This window comes from Bradyrhizobium sp. CCBAU 11434 (assembly GCF_028128895.1).
Lineage (GTDB): Bacteria > Pseudomonadota > Alphaproteobacteria > Rhizobiales > Xanthobacteraceae > Bradyrhizobium > Bradyrhizobium zhengyangense.
In genome coordinates, this window is record NZ_LBJX01000101.1 from 62079 (window position 1) to 82614 (window position 20536).

Here is a 20536-nt window from a genome sequence, read left to right on the forward strand (position 1 = left end):
CATGGACCTGTCGTTCAATGCCGAAGAGCGCGCCTTCCAGAGCGAGGTGCGCAGCTTCATCGCGAAGAATCTCACCGAGGAGATGAAGCGCGCCACCGCGCTGACGCCGTCGGTGTTCTCCGACCCCGACATCGGCATGGCCTGGCAGCGCGCGCTGCACAGCCGCGGCTGGGGCGCCCCGGGCTGGCCGGTCGACCACGGCGGCCCCGACTGGACGCCGGCGCAGCGCTGGATCTTCGAGAGCGAATGCGCGCGGGCCGGCGTGCCGAATGTGAATGTGATGGGAGTGAAGATGGTCGGCCCCGTCATCATCGGATTCGGCAGCCCTGAGCAGAAGAATTTCTATCTGCCGCGGATTCTCTCCGGCGAGGATTATTGGTGCCAGGGCTATTCGGAGCCGGGCTCCGGCTCCGACCTCTCCTCGCTGAAGACACGGGCGGTGCGCGACGGTGACGACTACATCATCAACGGCACCAAGATCTGGACCACGCACGCCCACCATGCCAACCGCATGTTCGCGCTGGTGCGTACCAGCGATGGCCCGCGGCAGCAGGACGGCATCAGTTTTGTTCTGATCGACATGAAGACGCCTGGCATCACGACGCGCCCCATTCTCACCATCGGCGGCGACCACGAGGTCAACCAGGTGTTCTTCGACGACGTGCGCGTGCCCGTCGCCAACCGCGTCGGCGAGGAAGGCAAGGGCTGGACCTACGGCAAATATCTGCTCGAGTTCGAGCGCGGCTCGGGCATTGCCTCGGCCAAACTGCGTGAAGGGCTGCGTGCGATCACCGAGCTTGCGGAGTCCGATCTCACAGGACGCGCCATCGACAGCCCCGACATCGCGACGCGCATCTCCGAGGTCGAGGTCGATATTGACGCGCTTGAAATGACGGAGCTGCGCGTGCTTTCGGCGCTACAGACCGGGCAGAATCCCGGCGCGGTGTCATCCATCCTGAAGCTGCGCAACAGCGAGATCCGGCAGGCCGTAACGCGGTTAGGGGTCGACGTGATCGGCCATGACGCACTCGCCGTCGAGCCGATGCGCCCGCTCTACAAGCTCAACCACGAGCCTGCGCTGCCCGAGGACATGCTGACGGCGGTGCCCGAATATCTCAATGGCCGCGCCTATACGATCTTCGGCGGCACCTCGGAGATCCAGCGCGATATCATCGCGAAGATGATGCTGGGGATTTAGCCCGAACTATCGCTGCAATCTCCTTCGCCGGGACGACACTGAGTATGCGGCAGCGGCCGGACGCGACTAACTCGTCTTCGCGTCCTTGATCGCCTTCCAGATCTTCTGCGGCGTCAGCGGAGTATTCAGCTGAGTGATGCCGAGTTCAGCGAGCGCGTCCATCACGCCGTTGGTGACGCAGGGCGGGCCGCCGATGGCGCCGGATTCGCCGCAGCCCTTGGCACCGAGCGGATTGGTGCGGCAGGGCGCGGAATCATCCAGCGTCACCACGATCGGCGGAACGTCGTCGGCGCGCGGAATGCAATAGTCCTGATAGCTCGCGGTGAGCAGCTGACCATCGGCATCGTACGACACGCCTTCGTACAAGGCCTGGCCGATGCCTTGCGCGACGCCGCCATGGATCTGCCCCGTCACCAGCATCGGATTCACGGCAACGCCAACATCGTCGACGGTGGTGTAGCGCACGACCTTGGAGACGCCGGTCTCAGGATCGATCTCGACCTCGCAGATATGGGTGCCGTTCGGCCAGCTCGGCCCGTCGACCTCACCCTCGGAATCGACGCTGAGCTTCGCGCCGGTTTCCTTTTCGGCGAGATCGAACAGGCTGATGCGGCGGTCGGTGCCGACCACGGTGAGCATGCCGCCCTGGTATTCGATGTCCTCGACCGAGGTCTCCAGCACGTTGGCCGCCTTCTCGCGCGCCTTCTGGATCAGATCGTTGGAGGAGACCGCCACGGCCGTGCCGCCGACGAACAGCGAGCGCGAACCAACGCTGCCAAAACCCATCGCGAGATCCGTGTCGCCCTGCACGACGTCGATCTTGTCCATGGCGATGCCGAGCGTGTCGGAGATCATCTGGGTGTAGGTGGTCTGCAAGCCCTGCCCCATCGCCATGGTGCCGGAATGCAGCACGACGCGGCCCTGCGAGGTCGCTTGCAGCGTGACCTTCTCGGTGTGAGCGCGGCCCCCGGTCCATTCGATGTACGAGGTGAGGCCACGGCCGTAGAGCAGGCCCTTCTTCTTCGCGGCCTTCTTGCGCGCGGCAAATCCGTCCCAGTCCGCAAGCTTCACGGCGCGATCGAGCATGTGTGCGAAGGCGCCGGAATCGTAAACCTGACCGGCGGCATTGGTGTAGGGCAGCTGCGCCGGCTTGATGTAGTTCACTTTCCGGATCGCACGCGGATCCATGCCGATTTTTCGCGCGGCAGCGTCAAACAGGCGCTCGACGATGAAAACGGCTTCAGGTCGACCCGCGCCACGATAGGCGCCGACCGGCGCGGTGTGGGTCATCACCGACTTGACCTCGAAATGCACCAGCGGCAAATCATAGACGCCGGTCTGCACGAACGGCCCGAGCACCAGCGGAATGATATTGGCCGCGCCGGAAGAATAGGCGCCGGTGCAGCCGATCGAGGTGACACGATACGCTAGCACCTTACCCTTATCGTCCAGTGCAAAGGAGGCGGTCGAGGTGAGATCGCGACCGTGGGTACCGCCGACGAATTCGTCGGTGCGGTCGCCGCGCCAGCGGATCTTCTTGTTCAGTTTGGTCGCGACATAGGCGACGATGCCGTCCTCGGGATAGACGTTTGTCTTCTGGCCAAAGCCGCCGCCGATATCGCCGACCAGCACGCGCACGCTGTCCTTGGGACGCTTCAGCACGGCTTCGGCGAGCACGTCGCGGGTCGAGGCCGGGGTCTGCGACTGCACATGCAGCAGCAGGCGGCCGGACTTCTTGTCGATCTCGGCAATGGTCGAGCGCGGCTCCATTGCCGACGGCACCAGACGCTGGCTGACGAGATCGAGCTCGACCGTGTGAGCGGCCTTGGCGAAGGCTTCGTCGACCTTGGCGGCATCGCCATAGCTCATCGCGCCGACGATGTTGTCGGGCGCCTCCGGCCACACCACGGGCGCGCCGGGTTTGACGGCTTCGACCGGATCGACCACGGCCGGCTGCACATCGTATTCGACCACGATCGCCTCGGCCGCGCTCTGGGCTTCCGCACGCGACGAAGCCACCACTGCCGCTACCGCCTCGCCGGTGTAACGCACGACGTCATGAGCGAGCAGTCGCCGCGGCGGCACGGTCATCGGCTTGCCGTCCGGGCGCTTGAAGATGCTCAGCGTCGGAATAGTGCCGACGTCGTCCTTGATCAGATCGGCGCCGGTGTAGATCGCGGTGACGCCGGGCATCGATGCGGCTGCGCTGGTGTCGATCGCGACGATCTTCGCATGCGCATGCGGCGATCGCAGCACGTGCAACCACAGCGCGCCGTCTTCCGGCTTGTCGTCGATGAATTGCCCCTTCCCGGTGAGCAATCGCTGGTCTTCCAAACGCTTGACGGGCTGGCCCGCTCCGAAACGCAAATTGCCGGGAAGAATGTTCATTCCGTAGGGTCCTCGAGATCTTAAATGCGGGCTGCCTTTTAGCGGACCAATTGAGGTCAGACCAGCGGCGGTTTCGTCCTGGGTGTCTTCGATTTCGTCATGCCCGGAATGACGATCAGGTCAGCTCTCGCAACGCCGCCTCCACCACCTTGCGCGCATCGGCCGTGAGCGAGGCCTGCGGCGGAACGGGATCGCCGACATCGTAGCCCTGGATCGCAAGGCCAGCCTTGATGCAGGCCGCAAGATTGAAGCGGGCGAAGGCCTCGTTGATGCGCCACAGCCGGCGCTGCAGTGCCATGGCCTCGTCCCAGCGGCCCGCCTGGCAGAGATCGTAGAGCGCAACGCTCTGGCGCGGGATGATGCAGGCAGGTCCCGCCATCCAGCCGAGCCCGCCGATCAGCATCACCGCGGCCGGAATATGGGCGGAGGCCGAGAACACGCGCAGGGAATCGCCGCAGCGATTCATGATCGAGAGCAGCCGTCCGGTGTTGGTCGAGGCGTCCTTGATGTAGCCGATGCGCGGATGCTCGGCGAGGCGCGCGATGACGTCCAGGGTCAGGTCCGAGCGCTGGAATTGCGGATTGGTGTAGATGACGACGGGAATGTCCACGGCATCAGCGATGCTGCGGAAATAGGATTCGACCTGGGCATCATTGAGCGGGAAATACGCCTCGAGGATCGCCAGGATGCCGTCGACACCAAGCTTTTGATAGGCCTGCGCCTGCGCCACAGCATCGGCTGTCGAAGTGGAAGCGACGCCTGCCACTACGGGCACGCGGCCCTTTGCAGCCTCGATCGTGGTCTGCACCACTGCCATCCGCTGCGCGGCATTGAGATAGGCGAACTCGCCGGTCGAGCCCAGCGGCGTCAGCCCGTGCACCCCGGCGCCGATCAGGTCGTCGCAGAGCCTTGCGAGCACAGCAGTCCTCACCGTGCCGTCAGCGCTAACGGGCGAGACGAGATAGGGGAAGACGCCGCGAAAATCGGTCATGTCGGGAATAAATCCGGGGGAAGCTCAGTCCAGTCTGGCAGGCGCGCGGTCCATCGCGTGCTAGCATGGGGTCTTATTGCCAGCAAGCGATCGGCGTTCGAAGAGCGTATTTGTGGTTTTGGGATTTGTCCTGCAGCGTTGGCGGTTTTCGTTGTGCTGCGTCGGCCTCCTCGTCGTCGCGCTGGGCCCGTGCATGGCCGAAGCCGGTGAATGCCCCTCGCCGCAATCCGAGATCGCGACTGACCGTCCTGATGTGACCAATTCCAGCCTGGTCGTGCCTGATGGCAGTATCCAGATCGAGAATGGCCTCAACACATCAGGCCAGAGCGCCGGCAAAGGCTTTGACGGCAGCAACAGCCGTCTCCGTTTTGGTATCGCGCCCTGCCTCGAAGTGCTGGTTGATATTCCGAGCCATGTCGGACGGCTGACCGGCTCGGTCGACACCGGCTTTACCAATGTCACCCCCGCTGTGAAATGGCAGGTCAGCGGATTGCCGGCGAACCTTTCGATGGTAGCAGGCGTCGGCCTGCCGACCGGCACACCCGCGATCACAGGCGCAGGCTTTCAGCCCTATCTGCAAGTCCCCTGGTCCTACGAGTTCGGCAGCGGCTGGGGCATCAGCGGCATGTTCACCAGCTTCTTCCGGCCATCGGATCTGACCAACCGCCAGACCACCGAAGCGACCTTCGTGGTCGAGCGGAAGGTTAGCGAGAAGCTGGCGCTGTTCGCCGAATATGTCAGCGACAGCCCGACGCGCGGCGCAAGCACGGCGCTGCTCAATGTCGGCGGTGGCTATCTCCTAGACCGGACCGAGCAAATCGATTTTCATCTCGCCTTCGGTCTCAACCGAAACTCGCCGGATTACATCGTCGGCATCGGCTATTCCTACCGCTGGGACAACATCATTGGCACGGCGGCGCGACCGCGGCTTTGGCATTGATCAATCATTGACGACTGCGTACGTCAGTCAGACTGACGTCTCGGCGCTCACAATCAAAAATACTTGACGCGATCTTATGCATCCTTTCGGTGTGAACGACTTCACATCGGACTCCGGCAGGCGGGTCTAGCGTCGCGGACGCTGCGGACAGAGAGCGCAGCGATCCCTTAGCGAGGAGTCAAGCCATGGAAATTTGCATCAACTTCGGTGGCCACCGGCATTGCTTCTTCCTGCCGATCTATCAGATCCCGATCAACTGGGGCAAGCCAGGCCCCGATCCCCACAACTACCCGGCCCTGTTCCAGGATGCGATGATCCTGGCGGCGGTGTCGAACGTGGCGAAACAGATCACCGACGAAAACGTGCGCAAATCCGTCGAGCAAGGCATCACAGCCGGTTTCCAGGCCGCACAGAAGCACGCCGGCGCCGACGTCTCGATCAACCCGGTGGCACGCGGCTGAACGTGCATCACTAACGATGCGGGGGTCGTTCGCCCCCGCGCCGTCCACCTCTTCGCAGCGACCATGAACCGAAACTGCTCATCGCCGTGTTCATGCGCCCAAAAACCGGCGAGCGAGCCTATCGCGAGCTCTGAGCAGGCCGCTTACACCTTCAGCAGCCGCACCCGTGTGCCCCAGGGATCGATCGCCTCGACGCCGTCGGGCAGCTGCGCGACGCGCGCACCACCCTTGCGCAGGCGCTCTTCCTGCGCGGCGAGGATGTCCTGCTTCTCCGTCACCAGCGAGAACCAGTCGAGCCCCGTCATGGCGTCGTCGCGTTGGCCGGCGCCCTCGCTCTGCCAGACATTCATGCCGAGATGGTGATGATAGCGGCCCGACGACAGGAACGCGGCGCCGCCACGGCTGCGGGTCGGGTCGAGGCCGACAGCGCCGTGGTAAAAGCCCTGCGCCTGCGCGAGATCGCCGACGCGCAAATGCATATGGCCGACGCGCAGGCCGTCCGGCGCCTTGGCATAATCACTGACGCGCGTGTTGGTCAGCGACAGCAGGTCCGGAATATTGAGCTCGTCGGTCGCCATCTTCACACTGCCCTCGCTCCACTGCCATTGCGAGGGATCGCGGTCGGCATAGACCTCAATGCCGTTGCCTTCGGGGTCGTCGAGGTAAACGGACTCGCTGACGAGATGATCGGCAAAGCCCGACAGTTTCACGCGATGCGAGGCGGCGTGGACCAACCAGCGCGCGAGGTCTTTTCGCGTCGGCATCAGGAAGGCGGTGTGATAGAGGCCGGCGGCATTGCGCGGCTCGATCGCGGCGTCGGGACGGGCTTCCAGCATCAGCAGCGTGATACCGGCCGTACCGAGCTTCGCGGCGCTGCCGGAGCGCTCCATCACGGTGAGCCCGATCACGTCGCGGTAGTAATCGGCCACCTTGTCGAGATTCTTCACCCGCAGCGTCACCATGCCGATCCGCATCGGCGTGCGGCTGGCATAGGTCGGCCCACCGCCTTGCGGATTGCCCTCGGCGCGCGCCGCGCCGGCCGCAGCCATCGCGAGCGAGCTGGCGCCGGCGAGTCGAAGCAGGGTGCGGCGGGTGAGGTCGATGGTCATCGGTCGGAGCTCGCTGAAAATCGTTTGGGGCCGTCAGGCGCAATTGGGAGATTGCTACACGTTCCCGTGAGGGGCTCCCAATCACATGTTCGTCGGCCGTGGCGAGATAAGGACTGGCCACCCGGCCAGTTTCGCAATTGCTCGCGAGGTACCAGATTGAGGACAGCTTAAGGAGCCTTCCATGACCGACCTCACCCCTCTCACCTCGCTGTCATCAGCGCTCGCCGATGTCGTGGCCCGCATCGCGCCGTCCGTCGTGTCAGTCCATTCGCATCGCTCCCGATCGACCGGCTTCGTCTGGAAGCCCGGTTTGATCGTCACCGCCGACGAGGCGCTGGCGGACGAGGGCGACGTCCAGATCGGCCTTCCCGACGGCAGCACTGTTTCCGCCTCGATCGTCGGCCGCGACCATACGACCGATATCGCCCTGCTGCGCGCTGATACCAGCGTCGCTCCGGTCAAGCTGGCCACGACCGTGCCTGCTTCCGGTGCGCTGTCCGTCGTGGTCGCCACCAACAGGGATGCGCCGAGTGCGGCGCTGGGCATGGTGTCCGTCTCAGGCCAGGCCTGGCGCTCCTTGCGCGGTGGCGAGATCGATGCGCGGATCGAGCTCGATGTTCGCCTGCGGCCCAGCCAGGAGGGCGGCCTTGCTGTCGATGCTTCGGGCGAGCCTTTCGGCATGGCCGTGCTCGGACCGCGGCGCGTGCTGGTGATCCCGACCGTGACGATCGAGCGCGTCGCAGCCCAGCTCGAGACGCGTGGCCGCATCGCGCGGGGATATCTCGGGCTTGGCCTGCAGCCGCTGCGGCTCGATGACGGCATCGGTGCGATGGTGATGAATGTCGACAAGACAGGTCCCGCCGCCACGGCCGGCATCCGCCAGGGCGACGTGATCGTGGCGGTCAACGACCAGAAGCTTTCCGGCGTGCGCGCGCTGTTGCGGACACTGGGACCTGCCAGCGTCGGCCGGGTGGTCGACGTCGCGGTCCGCCGTGGCGGCGAACCGGCGAGCTTCAGGGTCACGATCGGCGAGAGGCCCGAGGCGTGAGCGCGGACACCACGCCTGACATCGTGCTGTCGCTCGAGATCGACGATCCAGCCCTGGCCGACCGCCTCGCGACGCTGCTCGGCAGTGTCGCGGGGCTTCGTCTTGCTGCGCCCGGCGAGACCGCCATTGCGACGATCGTCGCCCGCGATCCGCGCGTCATGCCCGAGGACATCGCGCTGACGCAGCGCGAGCTCGACGTGCTGGCGCTGATGGCCGAAGGCGCCTCCAACAAGATGATCGCACGTCAACTCAATATTTCCGTGCATACCGTGAAATTCCACGTCGGCTCGCTGCTCGACAAGCTGGATGCGACCGGCCGTACCGATGCGGTGGCGCATGCGGCGCGCCGCGGCGTGATCGAGCTGTGAGCAGCGCGCCTCAGGGGACAACGGCCGCCTCCGCCAGCGCGCGCATGCGGTCGGTATCGACAACGCGGCCGTGGCTGATGACGACGCGCGGCGGCGCATGAAAGCGCAATGCCTCAGTGACGTCGCCCTGGTCGAGAACGACGAGATTGGCGGCGCAACCGAGGCCGAGGCCGTAACGCTCGAGGCCAATCGCCATAGCGGCGCGCGTCGTGATCATGTCGTAGAGCGTCTCGAACTCGCTCTTCTTCGTCATCCACAGCAGGTGCGAGGCCAGGAACGCCACCTCCAGCATGTTGTTGCGGCCGAGCGGATAATAGGCGTCGGAAATATCATCCTGGCCGAGGCCCACATTGATCCCGGCGCCCAGCAGCTCCTTGACCCGCGCATGCAGCGGCGCGGTGTGGGGATCACTGATGACGCTGACGCGCGCCTTCTCAAGCAGGGGTATCAGTTCGCGAAGATAGCTCTCGGGATAGAGCGCCATGGCGCGGCAATGATGGGCGAGCGCCCGGCCCTCCATGCCACGCGCGATCATGGCACGCGCCATCATGTCGAGCGTGCGCATATCGGCATCGCCGACGTCGTCGAGCAGCATCGAGATGCCGGCGCCATGCTCGGCGGCAAGGTCGAAGCAGAAATCGATATGGCGACGCATGTCCGTTTCATTCGCTTCGATCCAGGGGATGCCGCCGACGACATCGGCCCCTGATGCCATCGCCTCGCGCATCAGGCTGTCGGCACCGGGCTCGCGCAACAGGCCATCCTGTGGAAACGCGACCACCTGGATCTCGACGATGTCACGAAACTCCTCCCGGATGGCGAGCAGCGCCTTGACGCCCTCGAGCCTTGCCTTGGCATCGACATCGGCGAAGGCACGTATGTGGAGATTGCCGTGGAGGGCCGCAAGCGCCACCGCGCGCCGTGCGTTCGGAATGATCCAGGACGCGTCGTACTTGCTCTTGACCGCTGCCGCGAGCTCGATTGCCTTCGCCGCCTCGCTCATGCCGCCACCCTGATAGGCCTCGAGCGCCGCCTCCGACATCATCGGCAAGGTCCAAACTTTGCAGAGGTGCAAATGCGGATTGACGAATGCCGGCGTCACCAGGCCGCCTCTGGCATCGATGACGGATTGCGCGGCCTGATCGAGCCGGTCGCCGATCGCCGTGATCACGCCGTCGGTGATCGCGATGTCGACGACCTCGCGGCTGCGCAGGCGGGCGTTGGCAATGACGAGATCTGGCGGGCGGGACATGGCAAAACTTTCACTCGATCCATTTGCGATCATGCAAGTTGGGTGCCGGACCGATGCGGAGGAAAGTCGAGCCGGACCTTCAAGCCCGGATCATTGTCATGCAATACGATCTCGGCACCATGGAGGCGGGCCACGGCCGCGACCAGGCTCAGACCCAGGCCGTTGCCCGGGGTGTAGCGGCTCTGCTCGAGGCGGTAGAAGCGCTTGAACACATGATCGCGCTGGTCGGCCGGAATGCCCTCGCCATCGTCCGCGATCGTAATCGAGGCGCCGCTGTCGGCGCCATGGCAGATCACCGTCACCTTTCCGCCAGGGCGGCCGTGCTTGATGGCGTTGTCGACGAGATTGGCGATGGCATCGAACAGCAGGTCGCGGTCGCCTGTCACGGCGACCTCGCGATCACCAGTAAGGCTCAGGCGCGTTGCGACCTGCTCGGCGGCAGCATCGTAGAGCTCGACGACCTCGCCGGCGATCTCGGCCAGATTGAGTGGGCGAAACGCGCTGCGGCGGGCGCGGGTTTCGATCTCCGAGATCCGCGTGATCGAGGCGAACATGCCGAGCACGGCATCAAGGTCTGCGATGGTGTCGCCGATCAGGGCGGCATCGGCCTCATCGTTGCGCGGGGCATGATAGGCCTTTTCCAGCCGGCCGCGCATCCGCGTCAGCGGCGTGCGCAGATCGTGGGCGACATTGTCGCTGACCTGCTTGACCTCGCCCATCAGCGTCTCGATGCGATCGAGCATCTGGTTGAGGTTTTCGGCGACGCGGTCCCATTCGTCATGGCTGCCGCGCAGGGGAATGCGCCGGTCGAGGCCCGAGAGCATGATGGCGCGGCTGGTGGCATTGATCTCCTCGATCCGCCCGACCGTGCGCCGGGTCACCAGCACTGCCGCGACGCCCGACAGCACGACCAGCAGCACGGCGACCGCGATCATCGCCAACTCGAGCATCGCGACGAAGCCAGAGTGGTCGCCAATATCGCCGACGCGACTGCGCACATAAGCAAGCGTGCCGAAATAGACATAGGCCATGATCGCCGCGACGATCAGGCCGAAGATCGCGATCGCGATCAGCGCCAGGCGGAAGGTCGAGGAACGGAGCGTATTAACCAGGAGCACGGAGGCAATATCCGATGCCGCGGATGGTGTGGATCAATGGATAGGCCTGGGCATCGTCGACCTTGCGGCGGACGCGTCCGACATAGACGTCGATGATGTTGGTGGAGGGATCGAAATGCAGGTCCCAGACGTGCTGGAGCAGCATCGCGCGGGAGACGACGCGCCCCTCATTGCGCACGAGATATTCGAGCAATTGAAATTCGCGCGGCAACAGCGGGATCTTGCGGCCGCGGCGGCTGGCATTGCGCGCGATCAGGTCGACGGCGAGATCGCCGACGCGCAGGATAGTCTCCTTGGCGATGGTCTCGCTGCGGCGCCCGAGCGCCTCGAGGCGCGCGAGCAGCTCGACGAAGGAAAACGGCTTGACGAGGTAATCGTCGCCGCCGGCGCGCAAGCCGCGCACGCGGTCGTCGACCTCGCCGAGCGCGGAGATGATGAGGAACGGCGAGGCAACGCCGTCGTCGCGCATCTGCCGCATCACGGCGATGCCGTCGATGTCGGGCAGCATACGGTCGATGGTGATCACGGCATAGTCGCGCGCAGCGCCGTGGTTGAGGGCTTCACGTCCCGTAGCGGCGAGATCGACCTCATAACCTGATGTCGTCAACTCCTCGACGAGCTGGCCTGCGGTTTCCGGATCGTCCTCGACGACGAGGATACGGCGATGGCCTCCGGTCATGACGAACTCCGCGCAACGATCGCCACCAGATTATCCCGTTCCGGGGCTGAGCGGAACCACCCGGTGGCGATCGCGACAATGGTGCGGTCCGGCGATGCTAGTACCAATTGTCCCCGCACACATTGACCCATTGCCACCCATAGGGCGTCCAATTCCTGCGCCAACAGCCGTCGTCGTAATAATTTGAATAGTAATAGGGCGCGCCGAACACGGCGAAACGGCGGAAATGGTGATGGTGGAAGAAGAAGGCGTGACGGCCGATGAAGGGCCGCCCATGCCAGCCGCCGCCGACGAAGCGCGGCCCGATCGCCGCATGCGCAAAGCGCACGCCACCGAAGCCAGGTCCGCCGACATGGGCAAAGCGAGCCCCGCCGAAGCCCGGTCCACCAACATGGGCGAAGTGCGCACCGCCCATGCCGCCGACATGCATGCCGCCGAAGCCGCCGGCGTGCATGCCGCCGCCAGTGAAGTGGCCACCACCACCACCGAAGCCGCCGTGACCGCCGCCTCCGCCGCCGCCTCGGGCCAGCACCGGTGAAGCCAGTGCCATCGCTGCGGCGATCGCCGCCGCAGTGAGGCCTTTGAGAATCCTGTTGTTCATCGAAGCATCCTCCTTGCAGTGCGGCGGTGACCGCGCCGCACAAGGATGCTCAGATGAAAGGAAGCGACAGGCTCCTTCAACTTACAAAGGCGCCAGATTCTGACGCCGAAGTCAGGATGCATGCCCTCTCCCCGCAAAGAGCGGGGAGAGGTTAAGGAGTTACGCCCGCTTGCCGTTATTCTTCTCCGCGGCGCGGCGCATCGCCTCGGCGAGCGCGCCGCCACCGTCGGAGGATTCTTGCTTGCGCGGGGCCGAGGAGGTCATACGCGCCGGATTGCGCGCGCCGTTGTCGCGCTGCATGCCGGGGGCGTCCTTCTTGGCGCCGACCTCGTCGTCAAGGCGCAGGGTCAGCGAGATGCGCTTGCGGGCGACCTCGAAGTCCAACACCTTGACCTTGACGATGTCGCCGGGCTTCACCACCTCGCGCGGATCCTTGATGAAGTTCTTCGACATCGCCGAGATGTGAACGAGGCCGTCCTGGTGCACGCCGATGTCGACGAAGGCGCCGAAGGCCGCGACATTGGTCACGGTACCCTCCAGGATCATGCCCTTCTGGAGATGCTTGATCTCCTCGACGCCCTCCTTGAACACCGCGGCCTTGAATGCCGGACGCGGATCGCGGCCGGGCTTTTCCAATTCCTTCAAGATGTCGGTGACGGTCGGCAGACCAAAGGTCTCGTCGACGAAATCCTTCGGCTTCAGCGTACGCACGATCTCGCTCGAGCCGATCAGCGCCTTGATGTCGCTCTTGGTCGCTGCAAGGATGCGACGCACCACCGGATAGGCTTCCGGATGGACGCCGGAGGCATCGAGCGGGTCTTCGCCGCCGAGGATGCGCAAAAAGCCTGCGCACTGCTCGAACGCCTTCGGCCCAAGCCGCGGCACTTCCTTCAAAGCTTTGCGCGACTTGAACGGTCCGTTGGCATCGCGATGGGCCACGATGCTTTGCGCGAGGCCCGAGCCGACGCCCGACACGCGCGCGAGCAGCGGCGCGGAGGCCGTGTTGACGTCGACGCCAACCGCGTTCACGCAGTCTTCGACCACGGCATCGAGTGATTTGGCCAGCTTGGCCTGACCGAGATCGTGCTGATACTGGCCGACGCCGATCGCCTTGGGTTCGATCTTGACGAGCTCGGCGAGCGGATCCTGCAGCCGGCGGGCGATCGAGACCGCACCGCGCAGGGTGACGTCGAGGCCGGGCAACTCCTCCGAGGCGAAGGCCGAGGCGGAATAGACCGAGGCGCCGGCTTCCGACACCACGATCTTCGACATCTTCAGCTCGGCGAGGCCCTTGACCAGCTCGCCCGCGAGCTTGTCGGTCTCGCGCGAGGCGGTGCCGTTGCCGATCGCGATCAACTCGACGCGATGCTTGATCGCAAGCTTGCCCAGGATCGCGAGCGACTCGTTCCACTGCCGCTGCGGCTCGTGTGGATAGATCACGGCGGTATCGACCACCTTGCCGGTCGCATCTGTCACGGCGACCTTGACGCCGGTGCGGTACCCGGGATCGAGGCCCATGGTGGCGCGGGTGCCGGCGGGCGCGGCCAGCAGCAGGTCGCGCAGGTTCGAGGCGAACACGCGCACGGCTTCAGTCTCGGCCGCGTTCCACAGCCGCATACGCAGGTCGATATTGAGGTGCACCTGGATCTTGGTGCGCCAAGCCCAGCGCACCGTGTCGATCAACCAGCGGTCGCCAGCGCGCTTGAGGTCGGCGATGCCGAACCGCTTCATGATCTTCAGCTCGTAGGCGCCCGGAACGCCGGCGGGCGGCGCTTCCTCGGCCTGGATCTGGAGATCGAGGATCTCTTCCTTCTCGCCGCGGAACATCGCGAGGATGCGATGCGACGGCAGTTTCGTCAGCGGCTCGGAGAAGTCGAAATAGTCGGCGAATTTTTCGCCCTCGGTCTTCTTGCCGTCGCGCACCTTGGAGGCCATGCGCGCATTGGTCCACATCTCCTCACGCAAGGCACCGATCAAATCGGCGTCTTCATCGAAGCGTTCGACCAGGATGGCGCGGGCGCCATCGAGCGCAGCCACGGCATCGGCAACGCCCTTCTCGGCATTGATGAAGGCTTCGGCGACGATCCTGGGATCATTGGCGGGCTCCGCCATCAGCTGGTTGGCGAGCGGCTCGAGGCCGGCTTCCTTAGCGATCTCCGCCTTGGTGCGGCGCTTCGGCTTGAACGGCAGATAAATGTCTTCGAGGCGCGCCTTGCTGTCGGCGGCCATGATCGAGGCTTCCAGCGCGGCATCGAGCTTGCCCTGCTCGCGGACCGATTCGAGGATGGCCTTGCGGCGGTCTTCGAGCTCGCGCAGGTAAACCAGGCGCTCCTCCAGGGTGCGCAATTGCGCGTCGTCGAGCGCACCGGTCGCTTCCTTGCGGTAGCGCGCGATGAAGGGAACCGTGGCGCCGCCGTCGAGCAGCGTCACCGCCGCCTCGACCTGCTCCGCCCGTACCCCAAGCTCCTGCGCAATTTTCTGGTTGATATTTGCCACGCGAGATTTCCTCTCCATCCATGCACGCGACGCAAACCGAAATCGGGCCGCGGGACGCCGCTTATGGACCAACCAAGGTTGATTCATCAAGGTGCGGCGCGCAACCGTCGACAGAGGATTTTTTGCCAGACCGATGCGATCTCGCCACAATCATGGGGGTGTCGCGGGTATTGGCGCTCGTGTCCCGGACACGCTGCAACGCTCTTGCGTTGCTGCGCACCGCCGAAGGGGCGCTGCACTGCGTCCGGGGCACGAGACCAAAACAACATGATCTATGTGTTCGACCTCTATGCATTGGACATGGCTTTCGCCAGGACAACATCAGGGATTGACATCCACCCCGCTTCCACGGCTGTTGGGCGCGCCGGACCACCGAACTGCCCACGAGGACCATCCATGCGCACCACGTCGGTCGGCGTTTTCAAGATCGCCACCAAGGGTCCCGGCGACGTCTCCGGCCTCATGAGCCTGATCGGCTCAGGCGCGATTGATCCCGCCTCCATTCTCGCCATCCTCGGCAAGACCGAGGGCAATGGCGGCGTCAACGATTTCACCCGGGAATATGCCGTCGCCGCGCTTTGCGCGGCGCTGGCGCCGAAGCTGGGTCTGACGCCGCACGCGGTCGAGCAACGCATCGCCTTCGTGATGTCCGGCGGGACCGAGGGCGTGCTCAGCCCGCACATCACGGTATTCACGCGCCGCGAGGCGAAGCGCCCGGCAAACATGTCAGGCAAGCGCCTGAGCATCGGCATGGCGCAAACCCGGGATTTCCTGCCCGAAGAGCTCGGCCGCTCCGCCCAGATCACCGAGACCGCCAAAGCGGTGAAGGCCGCGATGGAAGATGCCGGCATCAGCGATGCTTCGGATGTCCATTTCGTCCAGATCAAGTGCCCGCTGCTCACCAGTGAGCGTGTCGAGGCGGCCGCCGCGCGCGGCCACAAGACGGCGACGATCAGCGCCTACAGCTCGATGGCCTATTCGCGCGGCGCTTCCGCGCTCGGCGTTGCAGTCGCGCTCGGCGAGATCGCCGCGGACGTCCGCGACGAGGACGTGCTGCGGCGCTACGATCTGTTCTCGAAGGTGGCCTCGACCTCGTCAGGGATCGAGCTGATGCACAACGTCGTCATCGTGCTCGGCAATTCGGGGGCATCAGCGAGCGAATTCGAGATCGGCCATGCCGTGATGAGCGATGCGATCGATGCTGCTGCCGTGACAGAAGCGCTGAATAGCGTCGGACTTAGTGTCGGACTTGGCGCGCCGGCAAAAGCCGGCCGCGAGCTCGTCAACGTGCTCGCCAAGGCCGAGGCTTCGCCTGACGGCACCGTGCGCGGCCTCCGCCACACAATGCTCGAGGACACCGACATCAGCTCGACACGCCACGCCCGCGCGGCGGTCGGCGGACTGATCGCCGGCCTTGCGGCTACCGGCGCGGTCTACGTCTCCGGCGGCGCCGAGCACCAGGGCCCCGCCGGCGGCGGCCCGGTTGCGGTGATCGCGCGGCTCTCCGATTGAGAGGCAACCCCTCCGCCCGGCGCAACCCTGCCCCTCGCGCCGGCTCAGTTGATTCACGCGGGTCCTTGCGAAAAAGGTGGCGCCGCTATCCAAGGGGATTTTGACTTCATGACTTTGCCGATGAGCTGGAACGAATGGGCGCAGCACGATGGCGTCGGCCTTGCGGCACGCGTCCGCAAGGGTGAGCTGACGGCAAAGGAATTGGCACGGCAGGCCGCGGCCGCCGTCGCCAAGGTCAATCCGACGCTGTCGGGCGTGGTCGAGCTGTTCGATGACGCGATCGCCGACCCCGCCAAGGACGGCGCCAATCTCGCGGGGCCCTTCGCCGGCCTGCCCTTCCTGATGAAGGATCTCGGGCCGACCATGAAGGGCCGGCTGCAGGAGATGGGCTCGCTGTTGATGCGCGGCAATCGCGCCGCGGCCGACACATTCCTGACCGGCAAATTCCGCCAGGCAGGACTCAATCTGATCGGGCGCACGACGACGCCGGAGTTCGGGGTGTGCTCTTCGGCCGACAATCCGGCTGTCTACGTCACGCGCAATCCCTGGAATACCGATTACACCACCTGCGGTTCGTCGGCGGGCAGCGCCGCGATGGTGGCGGCCGGCGTGGTGCCGATCGCGCACGCAACCGACGGCGGCGGCTCGATCCGCATTCCCGCCGGCGTCAACGGCAATATCGGTCTGAAAGTCTCGCGCGGCGTGTTCTCGCTGGCGCCGCACATGTCCGATCTCACCGGTCTCGTTTCGATCCAGGGCTGCCAGTCGCGCTCGGTGCGCGATACAGCGGCTTTCGTCGATCATGCCCGCGGGCCTGCGCCGGGCGAGTTCATGCCGTTCTGGACCACAGCGCAGCCTTACAGCGAGATGATCAAGCGCGATCCATCGAAGCTGCGGATCGCGCTGTCGCACACCTGGGGCGATTACACCGCGACGCCGGAGATCGCCGCCGAGCTGGAGAAGACTGGTCGCTTCCTGGAAGGCCTCGGCCATCACGTCGATTACGCGCTGCCCGAACTCGATTTCCGCGCCGCCTTCGCCGCGCAGACCACCTGCTACATCTCGAATTTCTCGGTCGTGATCTCCAACATGCTCGCCGCGCGCGGGCTGGAGCGCCCGCCGGAAGATCTGATCGAGCCCATGAACATCCGGATCTGGGAAGCCGGGCTTCATACCAGCTTCGCCGACCGTGCGAAGATGCAGGCCGTGTTCAACACGACCTCGCGCGGCTTCGGCAGCTTCTTCGAGCAGTGGGACGTGATCCTGACGCCGATCACGGCGCTGCCGACGCCGAAAGTGGGCACGAAGCAATATCTCACCCTCTCCGACAATCCTGACGTGCTCGACTGGTTCGACAATCTCTGGCGCTTCTTCGCCTTCACGCCGCTCGGCAATCTCTGCGGCATGCCGGCGATCTCGCTGCCGATGGCCGCCCAGGACCACGGCCTGCCGCTCGGCATCCAGGCCATCGCCAAGCAGGCCAATGACGGCCTGCTGCTGCAACTCGCCGCCCAGATCGAGCGCGCGCTGGACGGCAAGTGGAACGGCGGCAAGACGCCGTCGGTGCATGTGACCAAGGCGTAAGCCGCCGCCGCGCGCGCTAGCCTTTGTCCTTGGCGGCATTTCGTACAATGGCTTTGTCTACGCGAAAGCGCGACACGCCCTGTTCGGCGAGCATGCGAGCCGCAGGGCTTCGCGTCTCCGGAAAGAGAGCGACGAGGGCATTGACGCCGGTCACTGCGGGATCGCCGACTTCCTGGGCGTGAAGCGCGGCGCGCTGCTCGACGCGCTCGAACGCCGGCGTAGGCACGGCGCTTCCGCCCTCGGTCACGATGTGCTTGAGCTCGTTGTCGAGATACTGCGTCAGGCTTTGTCTCAGCTTGCCAAGATCGGCCTCGCAGGCGCGCATCACGGCGGAGGCGTCCGCATCATCGGTCAGGGCGAGCAGCAGATGCTCGAGCGTCGCGTATTGATGGCGACGCCGATCAGCGTACTCGAGCGCCTTTCGTTTCGTGGCCATGTAACTTGCCGAAACCGGGCGCTGCGGCAGGTCGAGTAACGCCTCGATCCGCTCGAGCCGCTTCATGGGATCGAGCGTCGCCAGAAGCTGGTATTTGTCCTTGATGGGCAACTTCATTCGCGTCGCGACGATATCCGCGATCTGCCCGGGATCACGGGTTTGGTCAAAGAACAGCCAGATATCCGGCACCAATATTCCGTGCGCCGCCGTGTAGTCCTGAAAACGCTGATAGATGCTTCGGATCAGATCCCGGGCATCGCGAACCGCTGCCTCGCTGACGTCCGCCGCCTCAGCCCGATAGGCAGCCGCTTCAACGGCAAAGCTGCCTATCGCAACACGCCGAAGTCCCCGAGTCAGCACTCTGAACGTACCATCGCCAAGCGGTTCGAGTTCGAGCAGCTGGGCCAGAACACCGATCTCGTAGACATCGGCAAATCGGGGATCATCGACACCCGCCTCGCGTTGGATCGCCAGCACGACCTCACGTCCGCCCTCAAACGCCTGGTTCAGAGCCTGGATGGTGCTCTCGCGACCCACAAACATGGGATAAGTCGCGTTCGGAAACGGAACGAGATCGCGGAGCGGAACGGCTGGATAGTACGCCGTTGTCGTCTTGAGCTTCGCAGGCGGCGCCGACAGATCACCCCGCTCCGCGTGGAGCAGCGCCGACAACGTATTCCAGTCGGCAATGCCGAGCATCCGCGACACCAGTTCGAGGCTTTCGCTGTGACTGATGGTGACGGCCTTGGTGGTCAGGGATTCGCGCAAGGTCTGCGCCATAGCCTTGGCATCGCGAAAATCGCGCATCGGTTCTTCCTCTGCATGAGCGATCCAGGTGTGTCAGGTGGTTGCGTTGCTGACCCGGTCGCTCGGGCAAAGGGGGCCGATGATGGCTCGATACATTCACCGTACCACGGAGGGTGCAACCGGCAGGTCGTATCAACCTGCACGAAAAGTGACTCAAAGCCGGATGACTGTCAATCTCAGTTCCTGCTCAGTTCTTCACCGTCGGGATCGCCTCGTCCGGTTGCTGCTGGCCGAGCTTGAGCATCGCAAGCGCCTTGTCGAGCGCTTCGCGCAAGGCGAGTGCCGCGGCCGGGCTGCAGCGTAGGTGCGCGGTCTGGACCACGTCGACCCTGACGGCGGCACCGATGGGCATCAGGAGATTTGCGGCCAGCTCGATCTGGATCGCGCCGTTGTGATGGCCGAAGCAGGATGCGCCGTCGAAATAGATGATCGGCGCCCGTTCCGAGCTCGAAGTGGAAATGGTGACGGGCCCCTGGTTGGCGGCGGGTGTTTCGGGATCGGCCATGGGGTACTCCTCGCGGGCAGGGAACGGATGCCCACCATCGTTGCTTCAGCGGGCCCTGTCGAGGCCAAACCTGCCGCGCAGCGGCGCAAGCGGGGTTTTGCGCGGCGCCCGACTGGTCTAGAACATCTCCATGTCTACATCAGCCGCTACGCTTCCGTTCGAGGAACTCGCCGAGGCCATCAAGGGCCGCCGTTCCGATTACGGCCATATCAGCGGGCTCCAGCTCGACCGGTTCGCGCCTGCTGAGGCCTGGTCAAGCCTGCCCTACCGCCCTGTCTTCGTCGGCGACACCGAAACCGGTGTGCTGCATGGCGGCGTCGTCACCGCGATGCTGGACGAGAGCTGCGGCATGGCCGTGCAGCTTGCGCTTGACGGCAGCAGCGCGATCGCAACGCTCGATTTGCGCATCGACTACCAGAAGCCGGCGACGCCCGGGCTTGCCATCAAGGCGCATTCAGTCTGCTACCGCACCACGCGCTCGATCGCCTTCGTGCGCTCCACCGCATACCAGGAGTCAGAGGACGATCCGGTGGCGACCGCGACCGGCTGCTTCATGATCGGTGCCAACCGCACCAACATGCTGGCTGATCGCCGGATGGACACACGCAGCATCCCGACGCTGGAAGCGCCTGATGATCCGGAGGGTCCGTTCGCGCGCAGTCCGTTCGCACGCGCCCTCGGCATTCGTGTCAACGATGACGTCACGCTGATAATGCCGTTCTCGCCGCAAATCATCGGCAACCCGATCCTACCCGCGATCCACGGCGGCATGACTGGCGCGTTCCTCGAGACCACGGCGATTTTTGGCGTTCGGCGCGAGCTCGGGATCGCGACGCTGCCCAAGCCAATCGGACTCACTATCAACTACTTACGCTCCGGTCGGGCGCTGGACACGATCGCCAATGTCTCGATCGTAAAACAGGGAAGGCGTATCGTTGCCTTCGAGGCGCGGGCCTGGCAGGACGATCCCGCCAAGCCGATCGCGTCCGCCTTCGGTCATTTCATGCTGCGTCCGACGCCGGGAAGCGACGAGGAATAGGCGT

General features: G+C 64.8%; 18 protein-coding genes. 8 read left to right on the forward strand and 10 right to left on the reverse strand.

The window, feature by feature from the left end:
• The first annotated feature begins 1 nt into the window (after position 1).
• Positions 2–1198, forward strand: a complete 1197-nt coding sequence (locus tag XI06_RS34935; RefSeq protein WP_237866001.1) for an acyl-CoA dehydrogenase family protein — start codon at positions 2–4, stop codon at positions 1196–1198.
• 66 nt (positions 1199–1264) lie between these two features.
• Here XI06_RS34935 and XI06_RS34940 read toward each other — a convergent pair whose 3' ends face one another.
• A complete protein-coding gene (locus XI06_RS34940) occupies positions 1265–3586 on the reverse strand; it encodes a xanthine dehydrogenase family protein molybdopterin-binding subunit (protein WP_237866000.1) in 2322 nt (773 codons plus the stop codon).
• A 115-nt stretch (positions 3587–3701) separates the two neighbouring features.
• Positions 3702–4577 carry a dihydrodipicolinate synthase family protein gene (locus XI06_RS34945; protein ID WP_237865999.1) on the reverse strand — a complete coding sequence of 292 codons (876 nt, stop codon included), beginning with the start codon at positions 4575–4577 and terminating at the stop codon, positions 3702–3704.
• 193 nt (positions 4578–4770) lie between these two features.
• Between XI06_RS34945 and XI06_RS34950 the strand changes: the two genes are divergently transcribed.
• Positions 4771–5517, forward strand: a complete 747-nt coding sequence (locus XI06_RS34950) for a transporter (RefSeq protein WP_271607376.1) — start codon at positions 4771–4773, stop codon at positions 5515–5517.
• A 185-nt stretch (positions 5518–5702) separates the two neighbouring features.
• Positions 5703–5978 carry a hypothetical protein gene (locus XI06_RS34955; RefSeq protein WP_237865997.1) on the forward strand — a complete coding sequence of 92 codons (276 nt, stop codon included), beginning with the start codon at positions 5703–5705 and terminating at the stop codon, positions 5976–5978.
• A gap of 143 nt (positions 5979–6121) precedes the next feature.
• Here XI06_RS34955 and XI06_RS34960 read toward each other — a convergent pair whose 3' ends face one another.
• Positions 6122–7087 (reverse strand): VOC family protein, encoded by a 966-nt coding sequence (locus XI06_RS34960; protein WP_237865996.1) that lies wholly within the window; start codon positions 7085–7087, stop codon positions 6122–6124.
• 181 nt (positions 7088–7268) lie between these two features.
• Here XI06_RS34960 and XI06_RS34965 point away from each other — a divergent pair, with 181 nt between their 5' ends.
• Both XI06_RS34965 and XI06_RS34970 read left to right on the forward strand, forming a co-directional pair.
• On the forward strand, positions 7269–8135 hold the full coding sequence (locus XI06_RS34965) for a S1C family serine protease (protein ID WP_237865995.1): 867 nt from the start codon (positions 7269–7271) through the stop codon (positions 8133–8135).
• A complete protein-coding gene (locus XI06_RS34970; RefSeq protein ID WP_237865994.1) occupies positions 8132–8503 on the forward strand; it encodes a response regulator transcription factor in 372 nt (123 codons plus the stop codon). The genes XI06_RS34965 and XI06_RS34970 overlap by 4 nt, the downstream gene beginning before the upstream one ends.
• A 10-nt stretch (positions 8504–8513) precedes the next feature.
• On the opposite strand, the gene XI06_RS34975 is transcribed toward XI06_RS34970, so the two are convergent.
• The 5 genes from XI06_RS34975 to XI06_RS34995 all read right to left on the reverse strand — a co-directional run bounded on the left by XI06_RS34975 (position 8514) and on the right by XI06_RS34995 (position 14649).
• Positions 8514–9755: an amidohydrolase family protein gene (locus tag XI06_RS34975; RefSeq protein ID WP_237865993.1), complete on the reverse strand. Its 1242-nt coding sequence runs from the start codon at positions 9753–9755 to the stop codon at positions 8514–8516.
• A 29-nt stretch (positions 9756–9784) separates the two neighbouring features.
• Positions 9785–10873, reverse strand: a complete 1089-nt coding sequence (locus tag XI06_RS34980) for a sensor histidine kinase (RefSeq protein ID WP_237865992.1) — start codon at positions 10871–10873, stop codon at positions 9785–9787.
• Positions 10860–11552 carry a response regulator transcription factor gene (locus tag XI06_RS34985; protein ID WP_237865991.1) on the reverse strand — a complete coding sequence of 231 codons (693 nt, stop codon included), beginning with the start codon at positions 11550–11552 and terminating at the stop codon, positions 10860–10862. The genes XI06_RS34980 and XI06_RS34985 overlap by 14 nt, the downstream gene beginning before the upstream one ends.
• 97 nt (positions 11553–11649) lie before the next feature.
• On the reverse strand, positions 11650–12153 hold the full coding sequence (locus XI06_RS34990) for a hypothetical protein (RefSeq protein ID WP_237891610.1): 504 nt from the start codon (positions 12151–12153) through the stop codon (positions 11650–11652).
• A gap of 159 nt (positions 12154–12312) precedes the next feature.
• Positions 12313–14649, reverse strand: a complete 2337-nt coding sequence (locus XI06_RS34995; RefSeq protein ID WP_271607377.1) for a Tex family protein — start codon at positions 14647–14649, stop codon at positions 12313–12315.
• Between the two features lie 396 nt (positions 14650–15045).
• Between XI06_RS34995 and XI06_RS35000 the strand changes: the two genes are divergently transcribed.
• Both XI06_RS35000 and XI06_RS35005 read left to right on the forward strand, forming a co-directional pair.
• A complete protein-coding gene (locus tag XI06_RS35000; protein ID WP_271607378.1) occupies positions 15046–16161 on the forward strand; it encodes a ring-opening amidohydrolase in 1116 nt (371 codons plus the stop codon).
• A 108-nt stretch (positions 16162–16269) separates the two neighbouring features.
• Positions 16270–17745 carry an amidase gene (locus XI06_RS35005; protein WP_237865987.1) on the forward strand — a complete coding sequence of 492 codons (1476 nt, stop codon included), beginning with the start codon at positions 16270–16272 and terminating at the stop codon, positions 17743–17745.
• A gap of 16 nt (positions 17746–17761) precedes the next feature.
• Here XI06_RS35005 and XI06_RS35010 read toward each other — a convergent pair whose 3' ends face one another.
• Positions 17762–18988, reverse strand: coding sequence for an LON peptidase substrate-binding domain-containing protein (locus tag XI06_RS35010; RefSeq protein ID WP_271607379.1), 1227 nt, complete (start codon positions 18986–18988; stop codon positions 17762–17764).
• Positions 18989–19175: 187 nt separating this feature from the next.
• Positions 19176–19493, reverse strand: a complete 318-nt coding sequence (locus XI06_RS35015; RefSeq protein ID WP_237865986.1) for a hypothetical protein — start codon at positions 19491–19493, stop codon at positions 19176–19178.
• Positions 19494–19623: 130 nt separating this feature from the next.
• Here XI06_RS35015 and XI06_RS35020 point away from each other — a divergent pair, with 130 nt between their 5' ends.
• Positions 19624–20532, forward strand: a complete 909-nt coding sequence (locus XI06_RS35020; RefSeq protein WP_271607380.1) for a PaaI family thioesterase — start codon at positions 19624–19626, stop codon at positions 20530–20532.
• The last annotated feature ends 4 nt before the right edge of the window (positions 20533–20536 follow it).